The sequence below is a fragment of the Rhodovulum sp. FJ3 genome, assembly GCF_032918305.1.
GTDB lineage: Bacteria > Pseudomonadota > Alphaproteobacteria > Rhodobacterales > Rhodobacteraceae > SAT37.
Map to the genome: position 1 here is coordinate 33,396 of NZ_JAWJUU010000001.1, position 19,543 is coordinate 52,938.

Here is a 19,543-nt window from a genome sequence, read left to right on the forward strand (position 1 = left end):
TGTCTTTAGCACCTGATCACGTTGCGGTGCGCTTGGGACAAAGGATTGATTATAGGTCGTTAATTTTTGGTTAAGATCGCCACATAGAACCCGTCCCCACCATCCAGCGGGGTAAAAGCGCGGTCCTGCACCAGACGCCACGCGCCGGGGTGACGGTCCATAAACGCGCGGACCTGATCGCCGTTCTCGGCGTTCAGCATTGAGCAGGTCGCATAGGCCAGCGTCCCGCCTGCACGCACAAGGTCGGCGACCTCATCCATGATCCCCGCCTGTGTGCCCAGCAGGCCGTCCAGATCGGCGCGGCTGAGGGCCCATTTGCCCTGCGGGCTGCGCCGCCACGCGCCACTGCCCGAACAGGGCACATCGCACAGAACAAGGTCATAGGGCGCGGATTTGGTGACGGCGGCGCGATCCGGCATCAGGGCCACATCCACCCCCGCCCGCGCGGCGCGATCGGCCAGCGGCGCAAGACGGCGCGGCGCGGAATCATAGGCATAAAACCGCGCGGCCACCCGCCCCGCCATGGCCAGCGTTTTGCCCCCGCCACCGGCGCAATAGTCCAGCACACGCAGATCATCGACCAGCGGTAGTAGATCGACCACCGCCTGTGACGCGGCATCCTGTAGTTCGACCAGACCGATCTGATAGGCGGCGGAATTCTGCACCCGACGCGGATTGCCCGTCACCCGCAGGGCCGAGGGCGACAGATCGCACGGCTCGGCGGTGATCTCATCGCGGGCAAGACTGCGCAGGGCGTCGTTGACCGTCCCCTTGCGCAGGTTCACCCGCAGAAACACCGGCGCACGGTGGCGCAGGGCATCCATCACGGGGTCTAGGTTATCGCCAAGGCTGGCGCGCAGATCATCGAGCAGCCACTCTGGCGCGTCCAGACGTTCGCCATCGCTCAACTCAGGGGGCTGAAAACCGGCCTCATCGGCGCTGAGGGCCGTTGGGGCATAACCCTCGCCGGTAAACATGGTTGCAGGATCGGTGTCAGTGGCACGCAGGGACCCGATCATGATGCCCCGCCCCGTCATCGCACCGCCCAGCGCAGCGTAAGAGCGTTTACAGCGCAAACCGTCGAACACCAGATCACGGATCGCCGCGCGGTCCTTGGAGCCCGCGAACCGGTTCGACCGGCCCCAGTTGGTCAGAACCTGCTCGGCGCTCTCGCCTGTCAGAACCTGATCCAGAATGTCGATTGCCACTGCAATCCGCGCCGCCGGTGTCATCGCGTGCCCCTATTTGACTGTTGGCGCGGTTGTCTCCTATTGCGCTGGGGCGTGCAAGTCCTGCGTCTTATGGCCCTGCGTCTTTGGGCCCAGCGCACCGCCGTCCTGTGACAACAGCCCCGCCAGCACACGCGCCTCGGCCCCCGACAACACCGGACGGGCGATGGGGCCATAGGCGGTCATATCCCCAACCGCAGTGGCAAAGCGGTCAAACGCCCCCTGCCCCAGAATGTCGCGCGCCTGTGGTCCGGGGTAAAAGGTCTCAACCGCCATGTTATGGGCGGTGACGACCTCATGCTGGTTACAGGCGAAATGGACGTAATGGGCAACGGGACGCCGGACATAGGAAATGCCGTTCACCCCGACCAAGTCTTTGGCGCGCACCAGAACCTCGGGCGTATCGAAATAGAGGTCGATCAAGGGACCGCCGACCATCACCCGATGCTGCGGGGACAGTTCGACCAGCCGATCATTGCCCAGCGCCCCCACAGGGATGCGTACAGGCGCGTTTGGACCTTGGGCAGGCACGTGGCTGCTTGCGACCCAGCGGACGGTCTGTGGCCCGTGATCACGCGTCAGAACCGTATCGCCGACCTGCAACCGTTCCACACGCTTGGGGCCATCTGGCGTGTCGACCCGCGTACCGGCGGCGAAACAGACGAACGCCTGATCCACACCGGTGAGGGTCACACCGGTATAATCGACACCATTCCATGTGCCGAGTTGAATGTAGGTGACGTCGGAATAGATACCGGGCGGAATATCGTAATCCATGATCCGCACCGAATAGGTGCCATCGGTGAACAGGGTCACCACCATGTCGATATCGGTATAGGTGGTTCCGGCAATGGTGATCGTTCCATTGGTATAGAGGGCAACCTCGTCAGGGGTCAGAGTCGACGTTGGTCCAATCACATACTCGCCGGGATCGGTCCTGTACCCATCGTCAAAGTCATCGTCGTTGATGATACCGTCATGGTTGGCATCGCGCAGGATGACCTCGACATACCCCGCAGGGTCCACCACTAGCCCGTTCAACGACCCATCTAGGTTGTCTTCCGAGAATATCGAATAGCCCGGAGGGTTCGACGGGACGTACCACCCCCAACTGCTGACATCATTTGTCATGCCACGTGCACTCTTAAAAAACGTTATGCCCCGTTGTTCCAAACGGCAGAGTGCGCGCGGTGTTTAGCCATTATATGCAGGGAAAAACGAAAAAAATCCGACCCTTTGGGGTCGGCTTCGCAGATAGGGCCCCTATCAGGCGGGATGCCCCATAGATTGGGGCGCATCATCACAGATCTCGTACCACGCGGGCTTATCCGAAACGAACTCATGAAACTGGTTTGTCAGCCCGAGATCCCCATCCAGAGCATTTGCCGCGATGGGGAAACTGTCGTCCGGCGATAAGATCTCCCCCAGAGAGGTACCGCATGTCCCACAGAAACAGCGCCCATATTTAAACGGCGGTTGGGGATGGTAGGTCTGGACGTGCTCACGCCCGCTTAGCCATTCCAGATCCTGCCTTTTCACAAAGACGATCGTACTTGCCCCCGCCTTGCGACAGCGCGAGCAATGGCAGGTGCCCATCATGGTCGGCTTTGACAACAGGCGAAACGTCACCGCCCCGCAACAACAACTGCCGTTGATCATTCTGCATCCTCCTATGGCTTAGACGACGAGAACATAACATGAACACGCATGCGGTGACCAACAAAAAACGGGGACCGTTTGGCCCCCGTTCCTGTTCGTTATCCGGCGATCCTTACCCGATGCGGTAGTTCGGGCTTTCGCGGGTGATCTGGACGTCGTGGACGCGCATCACCATTGACGGATTATCACTGACTATCATTGTAATCATTTACTTTTTTCTCTCTCGTGCATCAGTCCCGCCGGATTTGAGCCGAGGTCTACACTCGTAAACGCCTGGATGGAAGGCCACCATTCGGCTTCCAAAACCTTCGCGACCTCGAGGACCGGAGCCAGTTTCCGACGCTTGTAAATCTCCGTCATCGGGCTGCCAGCGTCAAACAGTTGGCTTCTCGTCCGCTTCGTAATGTCGAAGTGGCCCATGACTGCAGAGATTGCAGCATCGCTCACGCGTTCGTCCAGCCAGTCTGCAAACGTCCGTCGGATCGAATACCAGTTGGCTGGCGTCGCGCCGGGTTCCAGATCTTTATCGATCCCCGCCCGAGCGACAAGGCGCTTGAACATCTGCGTCCAGTTTCGGGAACTGAGAGCGAGCGGTGTCGACTTGGCATGGATGAGGTATCCGTCCCCATGTTCAGCAACCAGCCGATCCAAGATGCGCCCCATCGGTCCAGTGATCGGCGCAATGGGCTTGCGCTTGTTCGTTTCGATACCGGCGCCGAGTAAGTCGATCACACCCAGATCTTGGTGGACGAATTCGCCGCGCAGATCAGCCACCGCGCCAATCCGGGCCCCGCACCCCAGATCAAGCAGGAGCAACTCCAGCACGTGAGGCCGCCGGCAAAGTTCGATCAACTTGCCGATCTCTTCGAAAGTGAGATACCGCCCCTTCGGATCGCGATCGGCCGGTGCTGTTGTGCCGGCAATCGTCGGCCTCCTTGGAGGATTATGCGCTGAAACGCCGTCGCTTTTGGCAATCGCACAAACTTCGATCGCGCTCGAGATGATGTCGTTAATTGTGTTGGGATGAAGGGGCTTCGGTTTTCGTGGTTCCCCCTTTCGGCCAGAGTATTTCCGCGGCGCGGTCGTGCCATCTTGGAGCGCTTTCACAAGGTCCCGCAAAGCTGGCCCCATCTTAGACATGCGGACCGACCAAAGATGTGGGCGGAAGTATAGCTCTCTACGGTTCTCCAGTAGCCTGAAACGGTTCTTTCCCAAGCTCGCTCGTTTCTCCTGCTCGAATGCGAGCCAGACCTCGCCGAATGTAGGATCACCATTGCTATCCGCACGAATGGTCTCAGAAGGATCAGTGATGACGCGAATGCGCTCTTTTGCGATGGTCTTTGCTTCTTCGAGCGTTTTAGCCCCGAGTTTTTCGGAGATTGTTTTCTTGGCGTGCGGATTCCACCAACGAAGATATAGCGATTTGCGATTTTCTACGATGGCGAAACGGCCGATTTTCTTGACTGTCTTCATGTTTAACAGCTCCATATGGATGAATTGGAATGGGGGGGGCGAGCGGCCGCCATCAGATGATGTCGAGCAGCGCATCCTGATGCGCTTTGGCGCGGCCGTTTAGCGGTTTGTATTTGGGTGCAGGAGCAGGTGGAGGTGCCTTCGTCGCCTCTGTTCGTCGAGCCGCGAGATAGGCATCGAGATCAGCGCGGCGATAGTAGATCCGGCCGTCTCGAATGAACGAAATCTGACCGTCCCTACGCCGACGCTGGAGCGTCTTCGTGCTGCGATTTAGGTATCGCGCTGCCTGCTTTTCGGTCATGATCTCATTCATGATCAGTAGCTCTGACCGTCGAAAAATTTCGGAAATCACGAAACCGTGATCGATATCCCGATCGGGTAAGGCGCTTAGGCAAGGATGTCATTTTGCAGTGGCGATGCAGGCCCCTTTGCGGGGCCTGCCTTTTCATCTCAAGCCGGAAGCCGAAACGACAAATCAGACAGCCGGGCCCCGTGCCAGCGCAAAGCAGCAAGCTGGTCTCCGGGAAGGTGTGCAGCTTCCATGAGGATTACCCGCATCGCCCGAAAAAGCCGGCCAAGTTGGCTTACGTCAGGCATGTCCTCCTCTTCGAAAATGCGACGGGTTTCACGGAGCAGATCCTCGCCATAATCTCCCCCAGCGATGCGAAGAATGCAGCGCAGGCTGGCGTCATTTGCGCGAACGAATTTCTGAGCGTCCTGAACTGCGCTTACGAAGCCGCCGAAGCGACGCGTTGTCATGTCATTCATGATTTGAACCTCCCTGCGCAGCGCGCGGCCAGCGGGCCGAGCTTTGAAAACTGCGCGGTTCAAGATTTCCGTCTTCGGCAGGGAGGTCGGCCGGGACGGTTCCGCTATGCTCTTTCGTGCGCCCTGAGCGTCGCGGTGGGCTGCCAACAACAACCTTCGGGCGGGGTCATTACTAAGCGGCTATTTTCCTTTCTGTTATCGGTCTTTCAGCTAACCTGGCTGGATCGCGCCTGCTGTTGCTCTCTTTCAGTAGAGCAAGACTACAAATCCTCCTTTCCCCCTCTATCGGCAGGCTGCTGATTGGGCGTGGTCTCACAGAGACGACCACGCGCAAACAGCCGTCCTGCCAATTCGCCCCGTTCTGGCTATCCCGTGCCCTGTCGTTATCGCGATTATTGCCAAGCAGCAGGTCTGTTCGGTGTGCGGTGCTATGCAGTTTACGGCGACTACGTCCAACACATGTCAGCGCGTCCTTGTCAGAGAGGCCCCACTCGAACGCGCATGGCGCCGTTCCATAGGCCGCCGAGGTCAGTTTCAGGCCAGCGCCCTCACGTCCCGCCTCGTCCAATCTGCATGAAGATTTTAGGGAACATCCACCCACTGGAAGGTTGTTAACCCAGTGTTACAGCTGGAGATCCTCGATGGCCTACACACGCTTTTTCCTGATGATCGCGACCTCGACGCTGCTGATGTTCGGTCTGATGTATCTGAACACTTACCTTGTCAGCCATGTTTTCTGGTCCGAAACACGCGCCTATATGGCTGTGGTCATGGGCGCGGTGATGGCCTTTGTAATGCTGGCCTTTATGCTGGGAATGTATAAGAACCGCAGTGCAAACATCGCCATCTTCGCGGGATCGATTGTCGTCTTCGCCGGGGCGCTGTGGCTTGTGCGCGGCCAGGCCACGGTGCAGGACCGTTCTTACATGCGCGCGATGATCCCGCATCATTCGATCGCGATTATGACGTCGTCGCGCGCCAACCTGACCGATCCTCGGGTGAGGGATCTGGCAGACAGCATCGTCTACGCTCAGGACAAAGAGATCGCCGAAATGCGGTATCTGCTGGCCAGCATCGCGGCCGATGGCGAGGCGCAGCCAAAGCCGGCCGCACCCGCACCGGAGCTAAAAGATGCCGCCGAGGCGCTATCAACTGAGGTGGTCCAAACCGTCGATCCAGAGTTTTTGACGGAGGATGACATCGAGAAGGTGTTCCCCGATGGCACCGACTGCCGCTTCACCTATACCCAGACAAGCCCGCCGGTCCTCGTCACCGGTCGTGACAGCGCGCTAATCCGGATCAGCGGCGACCTTATCCGGCTTGAGGCCGATGGCGATGGCTTTACTGCCGATCCGCTGACAGCGCGCGTCAACCGGAGCGACGAAAACCTTCAAGACCTGATCGTGACGGCCGGTCCCGACTATACCGCGGGTTTCCGCGGCCAATTTACCTGCGCAAGCTAAGGAGAATGAGATGCCCAAAGACACCAAGCAAACCGCGGCGCTCTACCGCATGGTCATGCCCGAGCATACCTGCCCCTTCGGCTTGAAGTCGAAACACCTGCTCGAAACCCATGGCTATGAGGTGGAAGACCACCACCTCAAGACCCGCGAAGAGACCGACGCATTCATGCGCGAACATGATGTGAAGACGACCCCGCAGACCTTTGTAAACGGCGAACGGGTCTGAGGCCACGACGAGCTGCGCATCTTTCTTGGGATCGATCCGCCAAAGGAGGAGCAAAGCGACACCAGTTACCGGCCGGTCATCGCGATCTTTTCTGTCTGCGCGCTGTTGGCGCTCGGCCTGGCGTGGCATCAGTATGGCACGGTTCTCACGTGGCAAAGCGTCATCTGGTTCATCTTGTTGTCGATGACGGTCTTGGCGATCCAGAAGCTCCAAGATGTGGAGCAGTTCTCGACCATGTTCCTGAATTACGACCTGCTCGCAAAACGGTGGGTGCCCTATGGCAAGCTCTATCCCTATGGCGAAGCACTGGCGGGCATCCTGATGACCGCAGGCGTGCTGCCTTGGATCTCGGCCCCGGTGGCGCTCTTCATCGGGACGATCGGCGCGGTGAGCGTGTTTAAGGCGGTCTACATCGACAAGCGTGAGCTTAAATGCGCCTGCGTCGGCGGTAACTCGAATGTGCCGCTTGGGTTCATCTCACTGACCGAAAACCTGATGATGATGTTCATGGGGATCTGGATGGGCATTCGTGCCTTCGCCGGGTAAGCTGAAGTGAGATTGTCTGCCGCAGTTGACCTTGCAAAGCGCACCGGGTCATAGTCCGGTCATTCACTCGAAGGTCACCATGCGGCATATCCTCGTCATCATCGCGCTGATCCTAACCGCCTGGGCCTTCCTGCCCGGCGCGGTGCAGGCGCATGACATGCCTCACTCACAGACGGGCGCAATGCCCATGCAAGGTGCCTGCGCTGATTGCCCGACCATGGAGGACATGGCGGGGCATGGCTCGGCGGTCGATTGCCATTACGGCGCGGGCTGCGGTCCGGCGGTTTATGCTTTGCCTGTTTTCCTGTCCTTCACATTGAACCCGGTGACGGTAGGCAACACACGTCCGCATGACATGATCGACCCGCGCTCCGTCTACCCCTCCCAAGACCTGCCCCCTCCCAGATCCTGACGGCATCAACGCCGCGACTGCGATGTCTATCGCAGTTCATTGATTTGGCTGGCCTTGATGGCCGAGACCTTCAGGATCACGAGATATGAACAAGACCATTCCCGCCGCCTTGGCCGTCATCGCCCTTGCAGGTGGCGCTTACTACCTTACCCGGCCCGATGCCCCGGCGCAAAGCGCAGCGCCCGCCGACGGCGAACCGCTCGTCTCGATCACGGTGCCCGAAACCTTGTCCGCTAACGCCACGATGGGCCAGCGGGCTTTCGACGCGACCTGTGCCGCCTGCCACGGGCCCGATGCGACGGGCCTCATGGGTTACGGCCCGCCACTGGTGCACAAAATCTACGAACCAAGCCACCACGGCGATATGGCTTTCGTCATGGCGGTTCAAAACGGTGTGCGCGCCCATCACTGGACGTTCGGAGACATGCCCGCGCAATCCGGTCTGACGCGCGCCGATGTCGGCGCGATCATCGCCTATATCCGCGAGCTGCAACGCGCGAATGGGATCAACTGACATGGCCGCACGCATGACACGACGCGCCTTCTGCGGCGCTTTGGCCGGAACCGCGGGGCTTGCCGCCCTGCCGCTGCGTGCGGCAGGCCCGCAAACACTGACCGCCCGCGTCGCCACCGCGCAGATCGCCCCGCCACACTACGCCGCGACCGAGGTCTGGAGCTATGACAACACCTTGCCTGGCCCCACCCTGCGGGTGCCACAGGGCGGGCGCGTGGTTCGCCGCCTGATAAACGACCTGCCGGTGCCGACCTCGATCCACTGGCACGGCATCCGCATCGAAAACGCGATGGACGGCGTGGCAGGTCTCACCCAGGAGGCCGTGCCGCCGGGGGGCACCTTTGACTACGACTTCACCGTGCCAGATGCCGGAACCTACTGGTATCACGCACATACCAACTCGTTCGAGCAAGTGGCGCGCGGACTTTCCGGCGCGCTAATCGTCGAAGAGGCTGAGGCGCCCGAGGTCGACCGGGATGCAGTGCTGGTCCTTGACGACTGGCTGCTGACCCCCGAGGACGCGCAATTCATGGAACCCTTCGGCCATCCGATGAGCCTCAGCCATGGCGGCCGGTTCGGCAACTTGCTGGGCACCAATGGGACTTTCGACTTCGCCCGTGACGTGAACGCGAACGCGCGCCTCCGGCTGCGTCTGATTAACGCGAGCAATGCCCGGATCTTCGTGCTGCAACTTGCGGGCCTTGATGGGTGGACCGTCGCGCTGGACGGCATGCCCCTGCCTGCGCCGGAGCCGGTCGCGGCAGAGCTGATCCTTGCTCCGGCGCAGCGCATCGATCTGATCGTCGATGTAACGGCGCAGGACGGCGACACCGCGGCGCTCCTCAGGCTCGACGATGATGACCAGTGGCGGCCCCAGGCGCGGTTCCCGGTCCATGGCAAAGCCTCTGCAACCCGGCGTGATCCCCCCTCAGCCCTGCCGCCAAACCCGCACATGACAGTGTCGGGGATCGACAGCGCCCGGCGGCTCGAGCTGGCGATGGAGGGCGGCGCTATGGGCCGGATGTCCGGCGCGATGATGCATGGTCGCTCCATGGGTTTTCGCGAAATGGCGCAGCAGGGCCAATTCTGGGCGCTGGCGGGCCAGGTCGGCATGACCGACACGCCTTTCGCCCAGCTCGACCGGGGCGAGACGGTCCGCGTCAAGCTGACCAACGACACCGCTTTTCCCCATGCCATGCACCTGCACGGGATGCACTTCCGTCAAGTGACCGAGGATGGCAGCCTCGGCCCGATGCGCGACACGATCCTCAGCTATCCAAACGCGCCGCTGGAGATCGCCTTCGTCGCCGACAATCCTGGACAATGGCTGTTTCACTGTCACATGCTCGGCCATGCGGCCTCGGGCATGACCACCTGGATCAATGTGAGCTGACCTTTTAGAAGGGCCAATCCTTGGCCACTCGTGTTTCCCCCCAAAGGCGATTGGCGACAACAGGCCGAAAAACCAAAAGGACGCGGGGCTGCCCAAATTCAGAAAAGCCGCCCGCGCCCTAAAAAACGCTCCACCAAAACCTTGGTGGAGCGTTCATTCTTCAGCGTTCAAGGCATCGGCGGGCGATCCGCCCTGCCCTTTTTCATAGATCGCAACGCGATCAGACGAGGTTCTGGTTGAAGAACGCCTCAAGCTTGTCGAAGGGGATGATGTCGACCTGGTCGTAGAGGTCGACGTGATCCGCACCGTCGATGATCATCAGCTCTTTCGGGCCAGCGGCTGCGGCCACCGCGTCTTCGGAGAAGTAACGCGAATGCGCCTCGGAGCCTGCGATGACCAGCATCGGACGCGGGGAGATCTCGTCGATATAAGTCAGCAGCGGCATGTTCATGAAGGACAGCGGGTTGGTCACGGTCCAGCCGTCGTTCGAGTTCACCGAACGGGGGTGATAACCGCGCTCGGGATCCTTGTAGTAGGCGTGATACATCTGGATCACAGGATCATCGATCCCGTCGAGGCTATCGGGCAGACCGCCCGCAAGCGCCGGGCTTTCCGAGGCCGCGTCTTCCCAGCGTTGACGGCTCATCGCCTCAAGGGCTTCGGCACGCTGTTCGTCGGTCAGGCTGTCGTAGTAGCCCTTCGCCATCACGCGCGACATGTCATACATCGAGGTCGTCGCGACAGCTTTCACGCGCTTGTCCGCAGCCACTGCGTTCAGCGCCATGCCACCAAAGCCGCAGATGCCGATGATGCCGATCCGTTCGCGGTCCACAGCGTCATGCAGACCGAGGAAATCGATCGCGGCCATGAAGTCTTCGGTGTTGATGTCCGGCGACGCGACGGAGCGCGGCTGGCCACCGCTCTCGCCCACGTAGGACGGATCGAAGGGGCGTTGTTGCACATATCGGTGAGAGGGATTCACCTCAGGAATCCTGATGGTTAGATCGATGGCATGCCAAAGCCTGCCAACACCCGCTACCGCACGACCAACTGGTCCGAGTATAACGCCTCCCTGAAGCGACGAGGATCGTTGTCCATCTGGTTCGATCCGGCAATGTCCTGGCAGGCAGACCGAAATGGCAAGCGTGGTCATCCCGAGACCTTCTCCGACTGCGCCATTCAGACCTGCCTGACGCTGAAAGTGCTGTTCGGCCTGCCGCTTCGCCAGACCGTCGGTCTGGTCGCAAGCCTGATCGAGATGGCCGGGCTGGACTGGCCCGTGCCGGATTATTCGACGCTGTGCCGCCGTCAGGCTCGGACTCAGGTGCAGATCCCGTATCGGCGCTCAGGCCAGCCTCTGAACCTGCTGATCGACAGCACCGGGATCCGCTTTCGAGGGGATGGAGAATGGCTTTCGCGCAAGCATGGCGCGACGCGCAGGCGCGAATGGCGCAAGGTTCATCTTGCGATGGACACCGCCACTGGCGATATTCGCGCGGTCGAGTTTACCTCCAGCCGCCAGGGCGACAGCCCGATCCTGCCGGAACTGCTGGCACAGATTCCGGCCAGCGAAGAGATAGAGACAGTCACGGCCGATGGCGCCTACGACACGCGCCGCTGCCATAACGCGATCCTCGAACATGGAGCGGAGCCGATCATACCGGTCCGTCGGAATGGCCGAGCATGGAAGCCGAATTGCCCTGCCGCGATCTCACGAAACGAAATCCTCCGGGCGACGCGATGTCTGGGGCGATCAATTTGGAAAAAATGGACCGGCTACCACGCGCGAAGTCGCGTCGAGGCCCAGATGAACCGTCTGAAGCTCTTAGGCGATCGGATCATGTCGCGAGATCCCGACCGTCAGACCGCCGAAATCCAGATCCGCATCGCCATCATGAACCGTTGCTCGGCCCTCGGACGGGCCGATATCGCAGCTGTGCAATAAGGCTGACAGGGAAAGGGCAAGATCATCCTTGCCTCCGATTAGCGCAACAAGGCCGTCTCAATAAGATAAAAACTGCGTCTCTTTGTCGGCTGTGGGCACTTCACTGAAATCGGCCTCGTCCGGGATCCGGCCAAAGGCGATCTTGGCGCCGACGTAGCCGCCCGCGATCTCGTCTTGCACGCCCAGAGACAGGGCGTTTGCCCCGTGTGACTGGCGCAGCCTGTCCATCAGGTCGCTGACTCTTTCCCATTTCTGCCGCGTGGCCTCATCCGCTCCCTCATCCAGCGCCCCGCCGAAAAGGTCGCCGGTGATCTCCGCATCGGTCACCACCCCCTGCAAGGTCACGCTGACCATACGCGGCGAGAAACGAACGCGACGCCGGGCCTCAGCCAGCCCCTTTGACAGAGAGCGGGTGAAGGTGCGGTCGTCGCGCGCGGCGGGAAAGCTATCGCGCCAATGCCATTGGGCATCCTCGGCGCCCCTGCCCGTTCGAAAGCTCAGCACCAGCTCGGTGGCTCGTAGACCATCGCGGCGCAACCTCCGGGCCGCGCTGAGCAGCAATTGCCGGGCGCAGGCCTCGACCTGATCCGGGCTGCGCCCGTCACGGGGCAGCACGCGACCGTGGCCATACATGCTTTTCTTCGTCTCAGGGCGCTCGGCGTGCAGGCCATGAAACTCGTTCCAGAACCGCTCGCCCTCGACATTGCCCCAGATCTTGCGCGCCTGCTTCGGGGCAAGACGCCATAGACCGTCGATATCGCGCACCCCTGCCGCCGCCAAGCGCGCCCCGATCCCTTTGGAGATGCCGGGCAAGTCGCTGAGCGGCAGGTGGGCCAGACAGCCCGGCAGCGCCTGAGCCTCAATCAGCGCAAAGCCATCCGGTTTGTTCATCTCGGCCCCGACCTTGGCCAAGAGTTCCGTGGGCGCCATGCCGATGGAGCAGGTGAGTGCAGGACTGAACGCCTGCGCCAAAGCCACCTTGATGCGATCCGCCAGCACCCTGCCCTGCGCGGCCTCGCTGGGCGACAGGTGGCAGACAACCTCGTCGATCGAGCGCACAGCCGCCACCGGAAGGATGCTGCCGATGACGGTCAGGATACGCTTGTGAAGTCGAACGTAGGCGTCATGGCGGGCGATCACGAAGATCATATCGGGGATCAGCGCTCGGGCGTCCCGGATCGAGGCGCCGGACTTCACACCGTGCGCCTTGGCCTCACGACTGACGGCGATGCAGCTGGTATGCGGGCTATCCAAAGGCACGACGCCCAAAGGACGCCCGCGCAGGCCGGTGTTGAAGTGCTGTTCGGCAGACGCGAAGAAGCTGTCGAAATCGAGATACAGGCGCTCGACCTTCGGCACTGCACCGGTCTCAATTTCCCAAGGCTTCGACATGGCGGCTCCCTTTCAGCATCGAAGCATAGATCAGCTCATAGCGCGTCCAGTTCAAGGACTGCTCAATAGAGCTGAGGCTTCACCGCAAGGCAAAGGGACGGCGTCTGGAAGCCCCAACTATTGGCCTTGGCAGCAGCTCATGAGACTTGCTGTGGCACGACTGTGAAATCTGCGTTGACGTGCAAGGCCCGCGTCTGATGGTTGTTCGTCCCGGACGCTCATCATCCCGAGCAGATGGTATAGCAAATGTTGATGGTAGGAGGCGCCTCGGGGGATCACGCAAGTCGAGCCGCGAGGGCCCGATTTACAGCATACACCGCTCAGAGGCGTCGCAGGTTCGAGCGCCTCCCTCTATCGTGAAGCATGAGAATTTTGACGAGGGCCTCGACGATCATGTCGACGCCCTCGTCCTGCATCAGTTCGACCCTAATGCTATCGCTTTTTGCATCAGCTGACTCACTGATGCAGAGTCCAGTTCAGGGTATGTTCCGGTCTGTTCCCCGGCCGTTCCAACTTTTTGCAGAAGCCCGGGGAGAAGACTATATCCCTTAGTAATCAGCCACTTAACCGATCCGGTAGTTGGGAGATTCTCGGGTGATTTGAACATCGTGCACGTGGCTCTCCTTGAGGCCCGCGCCGGTGATGCGCACAAAGCTACAGTTCTTGCGCATCTCTTCGACGGTGGCACAACCGGTATAGCCCATGGCCGCACGCAGACCGCCGACCAGTTGGTGCAGAACCGCGTTGGCCGAGCCTTTGTACGGAACCTGACCTTCGATGCCTTCGGGAACCAGCTTGTCGCTGGCGGCGTCCTTCTGGAAGTAGCGATCCGCACTGCCACGAGCCATCGCGCCAAGGCTGCCCATCCCGCGATAGGATTTGAACGAGCGGCCTTGGTACAGGATCACCTCACCCGGGCTTTCGTCCGTACCGGCGATCATGCTGCCCACCATGGCACAGGAGGCACCGGCGGCAATCGCCTTGGCAAAGTCGCCGCTGAACTTGATCCCGCCATCGGCGATGACCGGCACGTCACGTTCGTTCGCCGCCGCCGCACAGTCCATGACCGCCGTCAGCTGGGGCACACCCACACCGGCGACCATACGGGTCGTACAGATCGAGCCCGGGCCGATCCCGACCTTGACCGCATCCGCACCCGCATCAATCAGGGCACGGGTCGCGTCACCGGTGGCGACGTTGCCGGCGATGACCTGCAGCTCGTTGGACAGTTGTTTGGCGCGCTTGACGGCCTCGATCACACCGGCGGAATGGCCATGCGCGGTGTCGACCACCACGATATCCACACCCGCATCGACCAAGGCCTCGGTCCGCTCAAACCCGGAATCGCCCACCGAGGTCGCTGCGGCCACGCGCAGACGGCCCAGTTGGTCCTTACAGGCGGTGGGGTTCAGAACGGCCTGTTCGGTGTCCTTGAGCGTCAGAAGGCCCGTCAGCTTGCCCTGCCCGTCGGTCACCAGCAGCTTTTCGATGCGGCGTTCCTTCATCAGGGACTTGGCCTGATCCAGATCGGCGGGCTCGGTCAGCATTGCGAGGTTGTCGCGCGTCATCATCGCCTTGACCGGCGTGCTGTCCTCGGAGGCAAAGCGCATGTCGCGGTTGGTGACGATCCCGACGACCAGACCGCGCTCATCCACCACCGGAAAACCGGTGACGTTGTATTGCTCGGCCAGTGCCTTGGCATCGGCCAGTGTCTGATCGGGGCGCAGGGTGATCGGGTTATAGACGATCCCGCTCTCGAACCGTTTGACGTGACGCACAGCGGCCTGCTGTAGGTCGACACTCAGGTTCTTGTGGATCACGCCCATGCCACCGGCCTGTGCCATGGCGATGGCCATACGCGCCTCGGTGACGGTATCCATCGCCGAGCTCAGCAGGGGGATGTTCAGGTGGATCGATTTGGTCACACGGGTGCGCGTGTCCGCCGTGCTGGGCAGGACCGAGCTTGCCGCCGGAACCAGCAATACATCGTCGAAGGTAAGGGCCTCGCGAATCTCCATTGGGCGCTCCTTGGGAGTTTTCGTTTGGCGCTTCCCTATTTCATGGCTGGGGCAGAAAGAAAAGCCCTGATTGCGTGATCAGGCGCGCGCGGCGTTGGTTTTTAGCGCAAGGCCGCCTTTGGCCCATGCCTGAAACACCTTTGCCGCGATCACCGGCACGATCATCGTCGCGGCGACCAGCATCACCCCGCCGATCACGCGAAAGATCTCGGCGTGGCCCGAGGACGCCACCAACAAGGCCACCCCCGCATAGGCCGCCAGAGGAAAGGTGAACGCGCCCCACATCGGGCTGAACCCCGCCGCGGTCAGATAGCGCGCCTTGGCCACCATCAGGATCAAAAGACCGCTGGCCACAAAGAACAGAACGGCGGTGATGTTCCAGAGGCCCAGAATACCGGCCACCGTCCCCAACAGACACGCGGGCGCCAGATGGATCGCCAACAACGGGCGCAGCGGCGGCGGCACATCCTGGCGCAGGAACTGACGCAGGCTGAACGCCCAGATGAGGCCCGCAATGACGATCGACGCATAGAGGATTACCGTGCTGAACGTCACATAGCCCAAAGGCACACCGGCCAGCGGTGACACGATAAACCCGACGAAATGCAGGTGAAACACGGGCGTGATCGCGCGTTGTTCAGCCGGACCGGTCAGCAACAGGCGCGCCATCAGCACGACCAGAACGGCGTGCATCGTCAGACCCGCCCAATACAGGACATGCGCAACTCCAGGTGCCATCGGCACCAAGACCGCCGCCAACAGATAGACCGACAGGATCATCGCCGCGATCCCTGCCCGACCGGGCAGAACGCGCAGATCCTCAACCACCACACCCGGACGGCGCACGACCTTGGCCGCATAGGACACAAAGGCAAACAGGAACAGAACCGTCACCGCCCCAAGGATCAGATCAGCAATCCCATGGGGCAGATTGAACACCAGTTCGGCGCGCCGCCACGCAAGGCCAAGGCCGAACAGCCCAAACATCGGGGGAAAGATCGCGGGCGGTGTGTGCGCACCGAACCCTGCACGGGGTTGACCAAGACGCATAACATATTCCTTTTTCTGCAACTGTGCCGCGCGGGCCCACGGAATACGACGTGCGCAAGTGTCGCAGCCCTAGCGCGATGTGATCCCCATCGTCTCGCGCGCTTGTTGTGCCTGATGGCGCAACGTGTTGGCAAGCGCGACCAGATCACAAGTCACGGCCATAAATGTTACATCGCGCGCCGCTGCCCATGCCCAATTGTCCGGTGCCATGCCGATAAACCCCGACGCCTTGCCCGCCGCATGGATGCGTTTGATGGCCTGATCTATCGCCTCGGTCACGGCGGGCGCGGTGTTCTGGCCCAGATAGCCCATATCGGCGGCCAAATCGGCAGGGCCGATAAACACCGCATCCACCCCGTCCACACCGGCAATCGCGTCGATGTTGCGCAGGGCCTCGCGTGTTTCGACCTGCACGATCACCGCGATCTGTTGATCCGCCGTGCGGGTGTAATCGGAATACCCCCCATAGCCCGAGGCGCGCGCCACGCTGGCCCCCACCCCGCGCGTGCCCTTGGGCGGATAGCGGGTGGCGGCGACCACCGCGCGGGCCTGTTCGGCGGTATCGACCATCGGCACCAGAATGGATTGCGCCCCCAGATCCAGCACCTGTTTAATCACCCAGCGCGCATCGGTCGGCACCCGCACCACCGCGTCACATCCGCCCGCGCGCAGGGCAATCAACTGATCTCGGATCACGGTCACATCAAAGGGCCCGTGTTCCCCATCAATCACGCACCAGTCAAACCCGGACCCCGCCGCCATTTCGGCCACCGGACCACTGCCCAAGTTCAACCACGCGCCAAAGCTTTTGCGGCCAGCGGTCAGGTCCTGTTTCAAACGGTTCTCGGGTGCGGGCATGGCGGGTCCTCCTGTCTTGTGGGGCATTCCCCGTTTCGACCTATATCACGGGTCCGGAACTTCACAATTTATTACGGGTCCAACGGGTTCTTGTCCGGTGGAACCGTTTCCCCTATAGGCGGGTTTTCATTGGGACCGCCAACGGCAAGGCAGCGCTATGATTCAGACCCCTTACTACCTGATCGACAAATCCCGTCTGCGACAGAACATGGAGCAGATCGCGACCCTGCGCGAAACATCTGGCGCCAAGGCGTTGCTGGCGCTGAAATGTTTTGCCACGTGGTCGGTGTTCGACATGATGTCGGAATATATGGACGGCACGACGTCCAGTTCCCTGTTCGAGGTCAAGCTGGGCCGCGAAAAATTCCCCGGCGAAACCCACGCCTATTCCGTGGCGTGGGCCGATCACGAGATTGATGAGGTTCTGGCGAACTCGGACAAGGTGATTTTCAACACCGTCGGACAACTGACACGGTTTGGCGACGTCAGTAACGGCCACACCCGCGGTCTGCGCGTGAACCCCGGTGTGTCGACCAGCGGCTTTGACCTTGCCGACCCGTCCCGCCCGTTCAGCCGTCTGGGCGAACACGACCCCGCCAATATCGAACCGGTTCTGGACCGGATCAGCGGCTTCATGTTCCACAACAACTGTGAAAACGACGATTTCGACCGGTTCGACGAGATGCTGAACGGGATCGAGGCGCGCTTTGGCCATCTGATCCGCCAGATGAACTGGATCAGCCTTGGCGGCGGCATCCATTTCACCGGCGCGGACTATCCCCTGTCCCGTCTGGCCGAGCGGTTGAAACGCTTTGCCGGTGAGAACGAGGTTCAGGTCTATCTGGAACCCGGTGAGGCCGCGATCACGAACTCGACCACGCTGGAGGTGACCGTTCTGGACACGCTCTATAACGGCAAAAACCTTGCGATCGTGGACAGCAGCATCGAGGCGCATATGCTGGACCTGCTGATCTATCGCGAAAACGCCAAGATGGCACAGACCGGCCCGCACAACTGGATGATCTGCGGAAAATCCTGTCTGGCCGGTGATATCTTTGGCGAATTCGGCTTTCCCGAACCGGTAAAGGTCGGGGATCGTCTGTCGATGCAGGACGCCGCCGGATATACGATGGTGAAAAAGAATTGGTTCAATGGCGTGAAAATGCCCGCCATTGCCATACGTGAGACGGATGGAACCGAACGGTTGGTCCGTGACTTTGTTTATGAGGATTTCGTTGCCGCCCTGTCATAATGGGGGCGCACGTTGACGGGAAAACAGCACCCAAGGAGATCTCTTGAGTTGAAACAGAACGTTCTTATCATCGGCGCGGGTGGCGTCGCTCAGGTCGTGGCGCATAAATGCGCGCAAAACAACGATGTGCTGGGGGATATCCATATCGCCAGCCGGACGCTCTCGAAATGCGAAGCGATCCTTGAGTCGGTCCGTGAAAAGGGCGCGATGAAACAAGAGGGCGTTCTTGAGGCCCATCAGGTCGATGCGACGGATTCCGCCGCTGTGGCCGATCTGATCCGCAAAACCGGCGTGGACATCGTGATCAACGTCGGCACGGCGTTTGTGAACATGCATGTGCTGGACGGCTGTATCGAAACCGGTGCCGCCTATATCGACACGGCCATCCACGAAGAACCCGACAAGATCTGCGAAACCCCGCCGTGGTATGCGAACTATGAGTGGAAAAAACGCGATCTCTGTGCCGAAAAAGGCGTAACCGCGATCTTGGGCGCGGGCTTTGATCCGGGCGTGGTGAATGCCTATGCGCGCTTTGCCATCGACATGATGGATGAGGTCAAGTCGATCGACATCGTCGACATCAACGCGGGCAACCACGGCAAATACTTCGCGACAAACTTTGACCCCGAAATCAATTTCCGCGAATTCACCGGCACCGTCTATTACTGGGAAGACCAGACATGGAAAGAACTCTCCATGTTCGAGAGCGGCCGCGTCTGGGATTTGCCCGTCGTCGGCCCCTCGCAGGCCTATCAGTCCGGCCATGACGAGGTGCATTCGCTGGCCACCAACTACCCGCAGGCCGACGTGCGGTTCTGGATGGGTTTTGGCGATCACTATATCAACGTGTTCACCGTGCTGAAAAACATCGGCCTGCTGTCCGAACAACCCGTCATGACGGCCGAGGGTCAAGAGGTCGTGCCGCTGAAGGTGGTGAAGGCCTGTCTGCCCGACCCTGCTTCGTTGGCCCCTAATTATACTGGGAAAACCTGCATCGGCGATCTGGTCAAGGGCGTCAAAGACGGCGAAGAGATCGAGGTCTTCGTCTATAACGTTGCCGACCACAAGGACGCCTATAACGAGGTCGGCAGCCAAGGCATTTCCTACACCGCCGGTGTGCCGCCCGTTGCCGCCGCGATGCTGGTTGCGACCGGTGAATGGGACGCCAAAACGATGAAAAACGTTGAGGAACTGGACCCCAAACCGTTCTTCTCCATCCTTGATCGCATCGGCCTGCCCACCCGCAAACGCATCGGTGGCCTGCAGGGCGAAGATACGGCGTGGGACGCCTAAACATCTGGGGGGGCGGTCCGGTTGGGCCGCCCTTTTTCTTTGGGTCTCGACG

18 protein-coding genes and 1 pseudogene are annotated in these 19,543 nt (G+C 60.8%); 8 read left to right on the top strand and 11 right to left on the bottom strand.

The window, feature by feature from the left end; all coding sequences use genetic code 11:
* Positions 1-59: 59 nt before the first annotated feature.
* The 6 genes from R1W00_RS00165 to R1W00_RS00190 all read right to left on the bottom strand — a co-directional run bounded on the left by R1W00_RS00165 (position 60) and on the right by R1W00_RS00190 (position 5,129).
* Positions 60-1,232 (bottom strand): RsmB/NOP family class I SAM-dependent RNA methyltransferase, encoded by a 1,173-nt coding sequence (locus R1W00_RS00165; RefSeq protein WP_317260690.1) that lies wholly within the window; start codon positions 1,230-1,232, stop codon positions 60-62.
* A gap of 36 nt (positions 1,233-1,268) precedes the next feature.
* The gene (locus R1W00_RS00170; protein WP_317260691.1) at positions 1,269-2,360 is read right to left on the bottom strand and encodes a Hint domain-containing protein; all 1,092 of its coding nucleotides are present in this window, start codon (positions 2,358-2,360) and stop codon (positions 1,269-1,271) included.
* A gap of 135 nt (positions 2,361-2,495) precedes the next feature.
* Positions 2,496-2,888, bottom strand: a complete 393-nt coding sequence (locus tag R1W00_RS00175) for a GFA family protein (protein WP_317260692.1) — start codon at positions 2,886-2,888, stop codon at positions 2,496-2,498.
* 204 nt (positions 2,889-3,092) lie between these two features.
* On the bottom strand, positions 3,093-4,361 hold the full coding sequence (locus R1W00_RS00180; protein ID WP_317260693.1) for a tyrosine-type recombinase/integrase: 1,269 nt from the start codon (positions 4,359-4,361) through the stop codon (positions 3,093-3,095).
* Between the two features lie 52 nt (positions 4,362-4,413).
* The gene (locus R1W00_RS00185) at positions 4,414-4,674 is read right to left on the bottom strand and encodes a helix-turn-helix domain-containing protein (protein ID WP_317260694.1); all 261 of its coding nucleotides are present in this window, start codon (positions 4,672-4,674) and stop codon (positions 4,414-4,416) included.
* A gap of 137 nt (positions 4,675-4,811) precedes the next feature.
* On the bottom strand, positions 4,812-5,129 hold the full coding sequence (locus tag R1W00_RS00190) for a hypothetical protein (RefSeq protein ID WP_317260695.1): 318 nt from the start codon (positions 5,127-5,129) through the stop codon (positions 4,812-4,814).
* A gap of 641 nt (positions 5,130-5,770) precedes the next feature.
* Here R1W00_RS00190 and R1W00_RS00195 point away from each other — a divergent pair.
* The 5 genes and pseudogenes from R1W00_RS00195 to R1W00_RS00215 all read left to right on the top strand — a co-directional run bounded on the left by R1W00_RS00195 (position 5,771) and on the right by R1W00_RS00215 (position 9,683).
* On the top strand, positions 5,771-6,592 hold the full coding sequence (locus tag R1W00_RS00195; RefSeq protein WP_317260696.1) for a DUF6692 family protein: 822 nt from the start codon (positions 5,771-5,773) through the stop codon (positions 6,590-6,592).
* Positions 6,593-6,602: 10 nt separating this feature from the next.
* A pseudogene (locus tag R1W00_RS00200) lies at positions 6,603-7,364 on the top strand (MauE/DoxX family redox-associated membrane protein).
* A 79-nt stretch (positions 7,365-7,443) separates the two neighbouring features.
* Positions 7,444-7,776, top strand: a complete 333-nt coding sequence (locus R1W00_RS00205; protein ID WP_317260697.1) for a hypothetical protein — start codon at positions 7,444-7,446, stop codon at positions 7,774-7,776.
* 85 nt (positions 7,777-7,861) lie between these two features.
* Positions 7,862-8,290: a c-type cytochrome gene (locus R1W00_RS00210; protein ID WP_317260698.1), complete on the top strand. Its 429-nt coding sequence runs from the start codon at positions 7,862-7,864 to the stop codon at positions 8,288-8,290.
* Between the two features lies 1 nt (position 8,291).
* Complete coding sequence (locus R1W00_RS00215) at positions 8,292-9,683, top strand: multicopper oxidase family protein (protein ID WP_317260699.1); 1,392 nt, start codon at positions 8,292-8,294, stop codon at positions 9,681-9,683.
* A gap of 220 nt (positions 9,684-9,903) precedes the next feature.
* Here the strand turns inward: R1W00_RS00215 and R1W00_RS00220 are convergent, their stop codons facing one another.
* On the bottom strand, positions 9,904-10,644 hold the full coding sequence (locus R1W00_RS00220) for an alpha/beta hydrolase (protein WP_317260700.1): 741 nt from the start codon (positions 10,642-10,644) through the stop codon (positions 9,904-9,906).
* A 51-nt stretch (positions 10,645-10,695) separates the two neighbouring features.
* On the opposite strand from R1W00_RS00220, the gene R1W00_RS00225 reads away from it, so the two are divergent.
* Positions 10,696-11,628 (top strand): IS5 family transposase, encoded by a 933-nt coding sequence (locus R1W00_RS00225; protein ID WP_317260701.1) that lies wholly within the window; start codon positions 10,696-10,698, stop codon positions 11,626-11,628.
* Positions 11,629-11,685: 57 nt separating this feature from the next.
* Here the strand turns inward: R1W00_RS00225 and R1W00_RS00230 are convergent, their stop codons facing one another.
* The 4 genes from R1W00_RS00230 to R1W00_RS00245 form a co-directional block, all read right to left on the bottom strand.
* A complete protein-coding gene (locus R1W00_RS00230) occupies positions 11,686-13,020 on the bottom strand; it encodes a type VI secretion protein ImpB (protein ID WP_317260702.1) in 1,335 nt (444 codons plus the stop codon).
* Positions 13,021-13,583: 563 nt separating this feature from the next.
* A complete protein-coding gene (gene guaB / locus R1W00_RS00235; protein WP_317260703.1) occupies positions 13,584-15,038 on the bottom strand; it encodes an IMP dehydrogenase in 1,455 nt (484 codons plus the stop codon).
* A 78-nt stretch (positions 15,039-15,116) separates the two neighbouring features.
* The gene (locus tag R1W00_RS00240) at positions 15,117-16,088 is read right to left on the bottom strand and encodes a tellurium resistance protein (RefSeq protein WP_317260704.1); all 972 of its coding nucleotides are present in this window, start codon (positions 16,086-16,088) and stop codon (positions 15,117-15,119) included.
* Between the two features lie 69 nt (positions 16,089-16,157).
* Positions 16,158-16,946 carry an HpcH/HpaI aldolase/citrate lyase family protein gene (locus R1W00_RS00245; protein WP_317260705.1) on the bottom strand — a complete coding sequence of 263 codons (789 nt, stop codon included), beginning with the start codon at positions 16,944-16,946 and terminating at the stop codon, positions 16,158-16,160.
* 160 nt (positions 16,947-17,106) lie between these two features.
* Here R1W00_RS00245 and R1W00_RS00250 point away from each other — a divergent pair, with 160 nt between their 5' ends.
* Positions 17,107-18,198: a carboxynorspermidine decarboxylase gene (locus R1W00_RS00250; RefSeq protein ID WP_317261581.1), complete on the top strand. Its 1,092-nt coding sequence runs from the start codon at positions 17,107-17,109 to the stop codon at positions 18,196-18,198.
* Positions 18,199-18,246: 48 nt separating this feature from the next.
* On the top strand, positions 18,247-19,491 hold the full coding sequence (locus R1W00_RS00255; protein WP_317260706.1) for a saccharopine dehydrogenase family protein: 1,245 nt from the start codon (positions 18,247-18,249) through the stop codon (positions 19,489-19,491).
* The last annotated feature ends 52 nt before the right edge of the window (positions 19,492-19,543 follow it).

What these genes read in the sequence shown, in the direction of transcription:
- R1W00_RS00165 (WP_317260690.1), bottom strand. Translation starts at nt 1,232, where the DNA reads ATGACACCGGCGGCGCGGATTGCAGTGGCAATCGACATTCTGGATCAG.
- R1W00_RS00170 (WP_317260691.1), bottom strand. Translation starts at nt 2,360, where the DNA reads ATGACAAATGATGTCAGCAGTTGGGGGTGGTACGTCCCGTCGAACCCT.
- R1W00_RS00175 (WP_317260692.1), bottom strand. Translation starts at nt 2,888, where the DNA reads ATGATCAACGGCAGTTGTTGTTGCGGGGCGGTGACGTTTCGCCTGTTG.
- R1W00_RS00180 (WP_317260693.1), bottom strand. Translation starts at nt 4,361, where the DNA reads ATGAAGACAGTCAAGAAAATCGGCCGTTTCGCCATCGTAGAAAATCGC.
- R1W00_RS00185 (WP_317260694.1), bottom strand. Translation starts at nt 4,674, where the DNA reads ATGAATGAGATCATGACCGAAAAGCAGGCAGCGCGATACCTAAATCGC.
- R1W00_RS00190 (WP_317260695.1), bottom strand. Translation starts at nt 5,129, where the DNA reads ATGAATGACATGACAACGCGTCGCTTCGGCGGCTTCGTAAGCGCAGTT.
- R1W00_RS00195 (WP_317260696.1), top strand. Translation starts at nt 5,771, where the DNA reads ATGGCCTACACACGCTTTTTCCTGATGATCGCGACCTCGACGCTGCTG.
- R1W00_RS00205 (WP_317260697.1), top strand. Translation starts at nt 7,444, where the DNA reads ATGCGGCATATCCTCGTCATCATCGCGCTGATCCTAACCGCCTGGGCC.
- R1W00_RS00210 (WP_317260698.1), top strand. Translation starts at nt 7,862, where the DNA reads ATGAACAAGACCATTCCCGCCGCCTTGGCCGTCATCGCCCTTGCAGGT.
- R1W00_RS00215 (WP_317260699.1), top strand. Translation starts at nt 8,292, where the DNA reads ATGGCCGCACGCATGACACGACGCGCCTTCTGCGGCGCTTTGGCCGGA.
- R1W00_RS00225 (WP_317260701.1), top strand. Translation starts at nt 10,696, where the DNA reads ATGCCAAAGCCTGCCAACACCCGCTACCGCACGACCAACTGGTCCGAG.
- R1W00_RS00230 (WP_317260702.1), bottom strand. Translation starts at nt 13,020, where the DNA reads ATGTCGAAGCCTTGGGAAATTGAGACCGGTGCAGTGCCGAAGGTCGAG.
- guaB (WP_317260703.1), bottom strand. Translation starts at nt 15,038, where the DNA reads ATGGAGATTCGCGAGGCCCTTACCTTCGACGATGTATTGCTGGTTCCG.
- R1W00_RS00240 (WP_317260704.1), bottom strand. Translation starts at nt 16,088, where the DNA reads ATGCGTCTTGGTCAACCCCGTGCAGGGTTCGGTGCGCACACACCGCCC.
- R1W00_RS00245 (WP_317260705.1), bottom strand. Translation starts at nt 16,946, where the DNA reads ATGCCCGCACCCGAGAACCGTTTGAAACAGGACCTGACCGCTGGCCGC.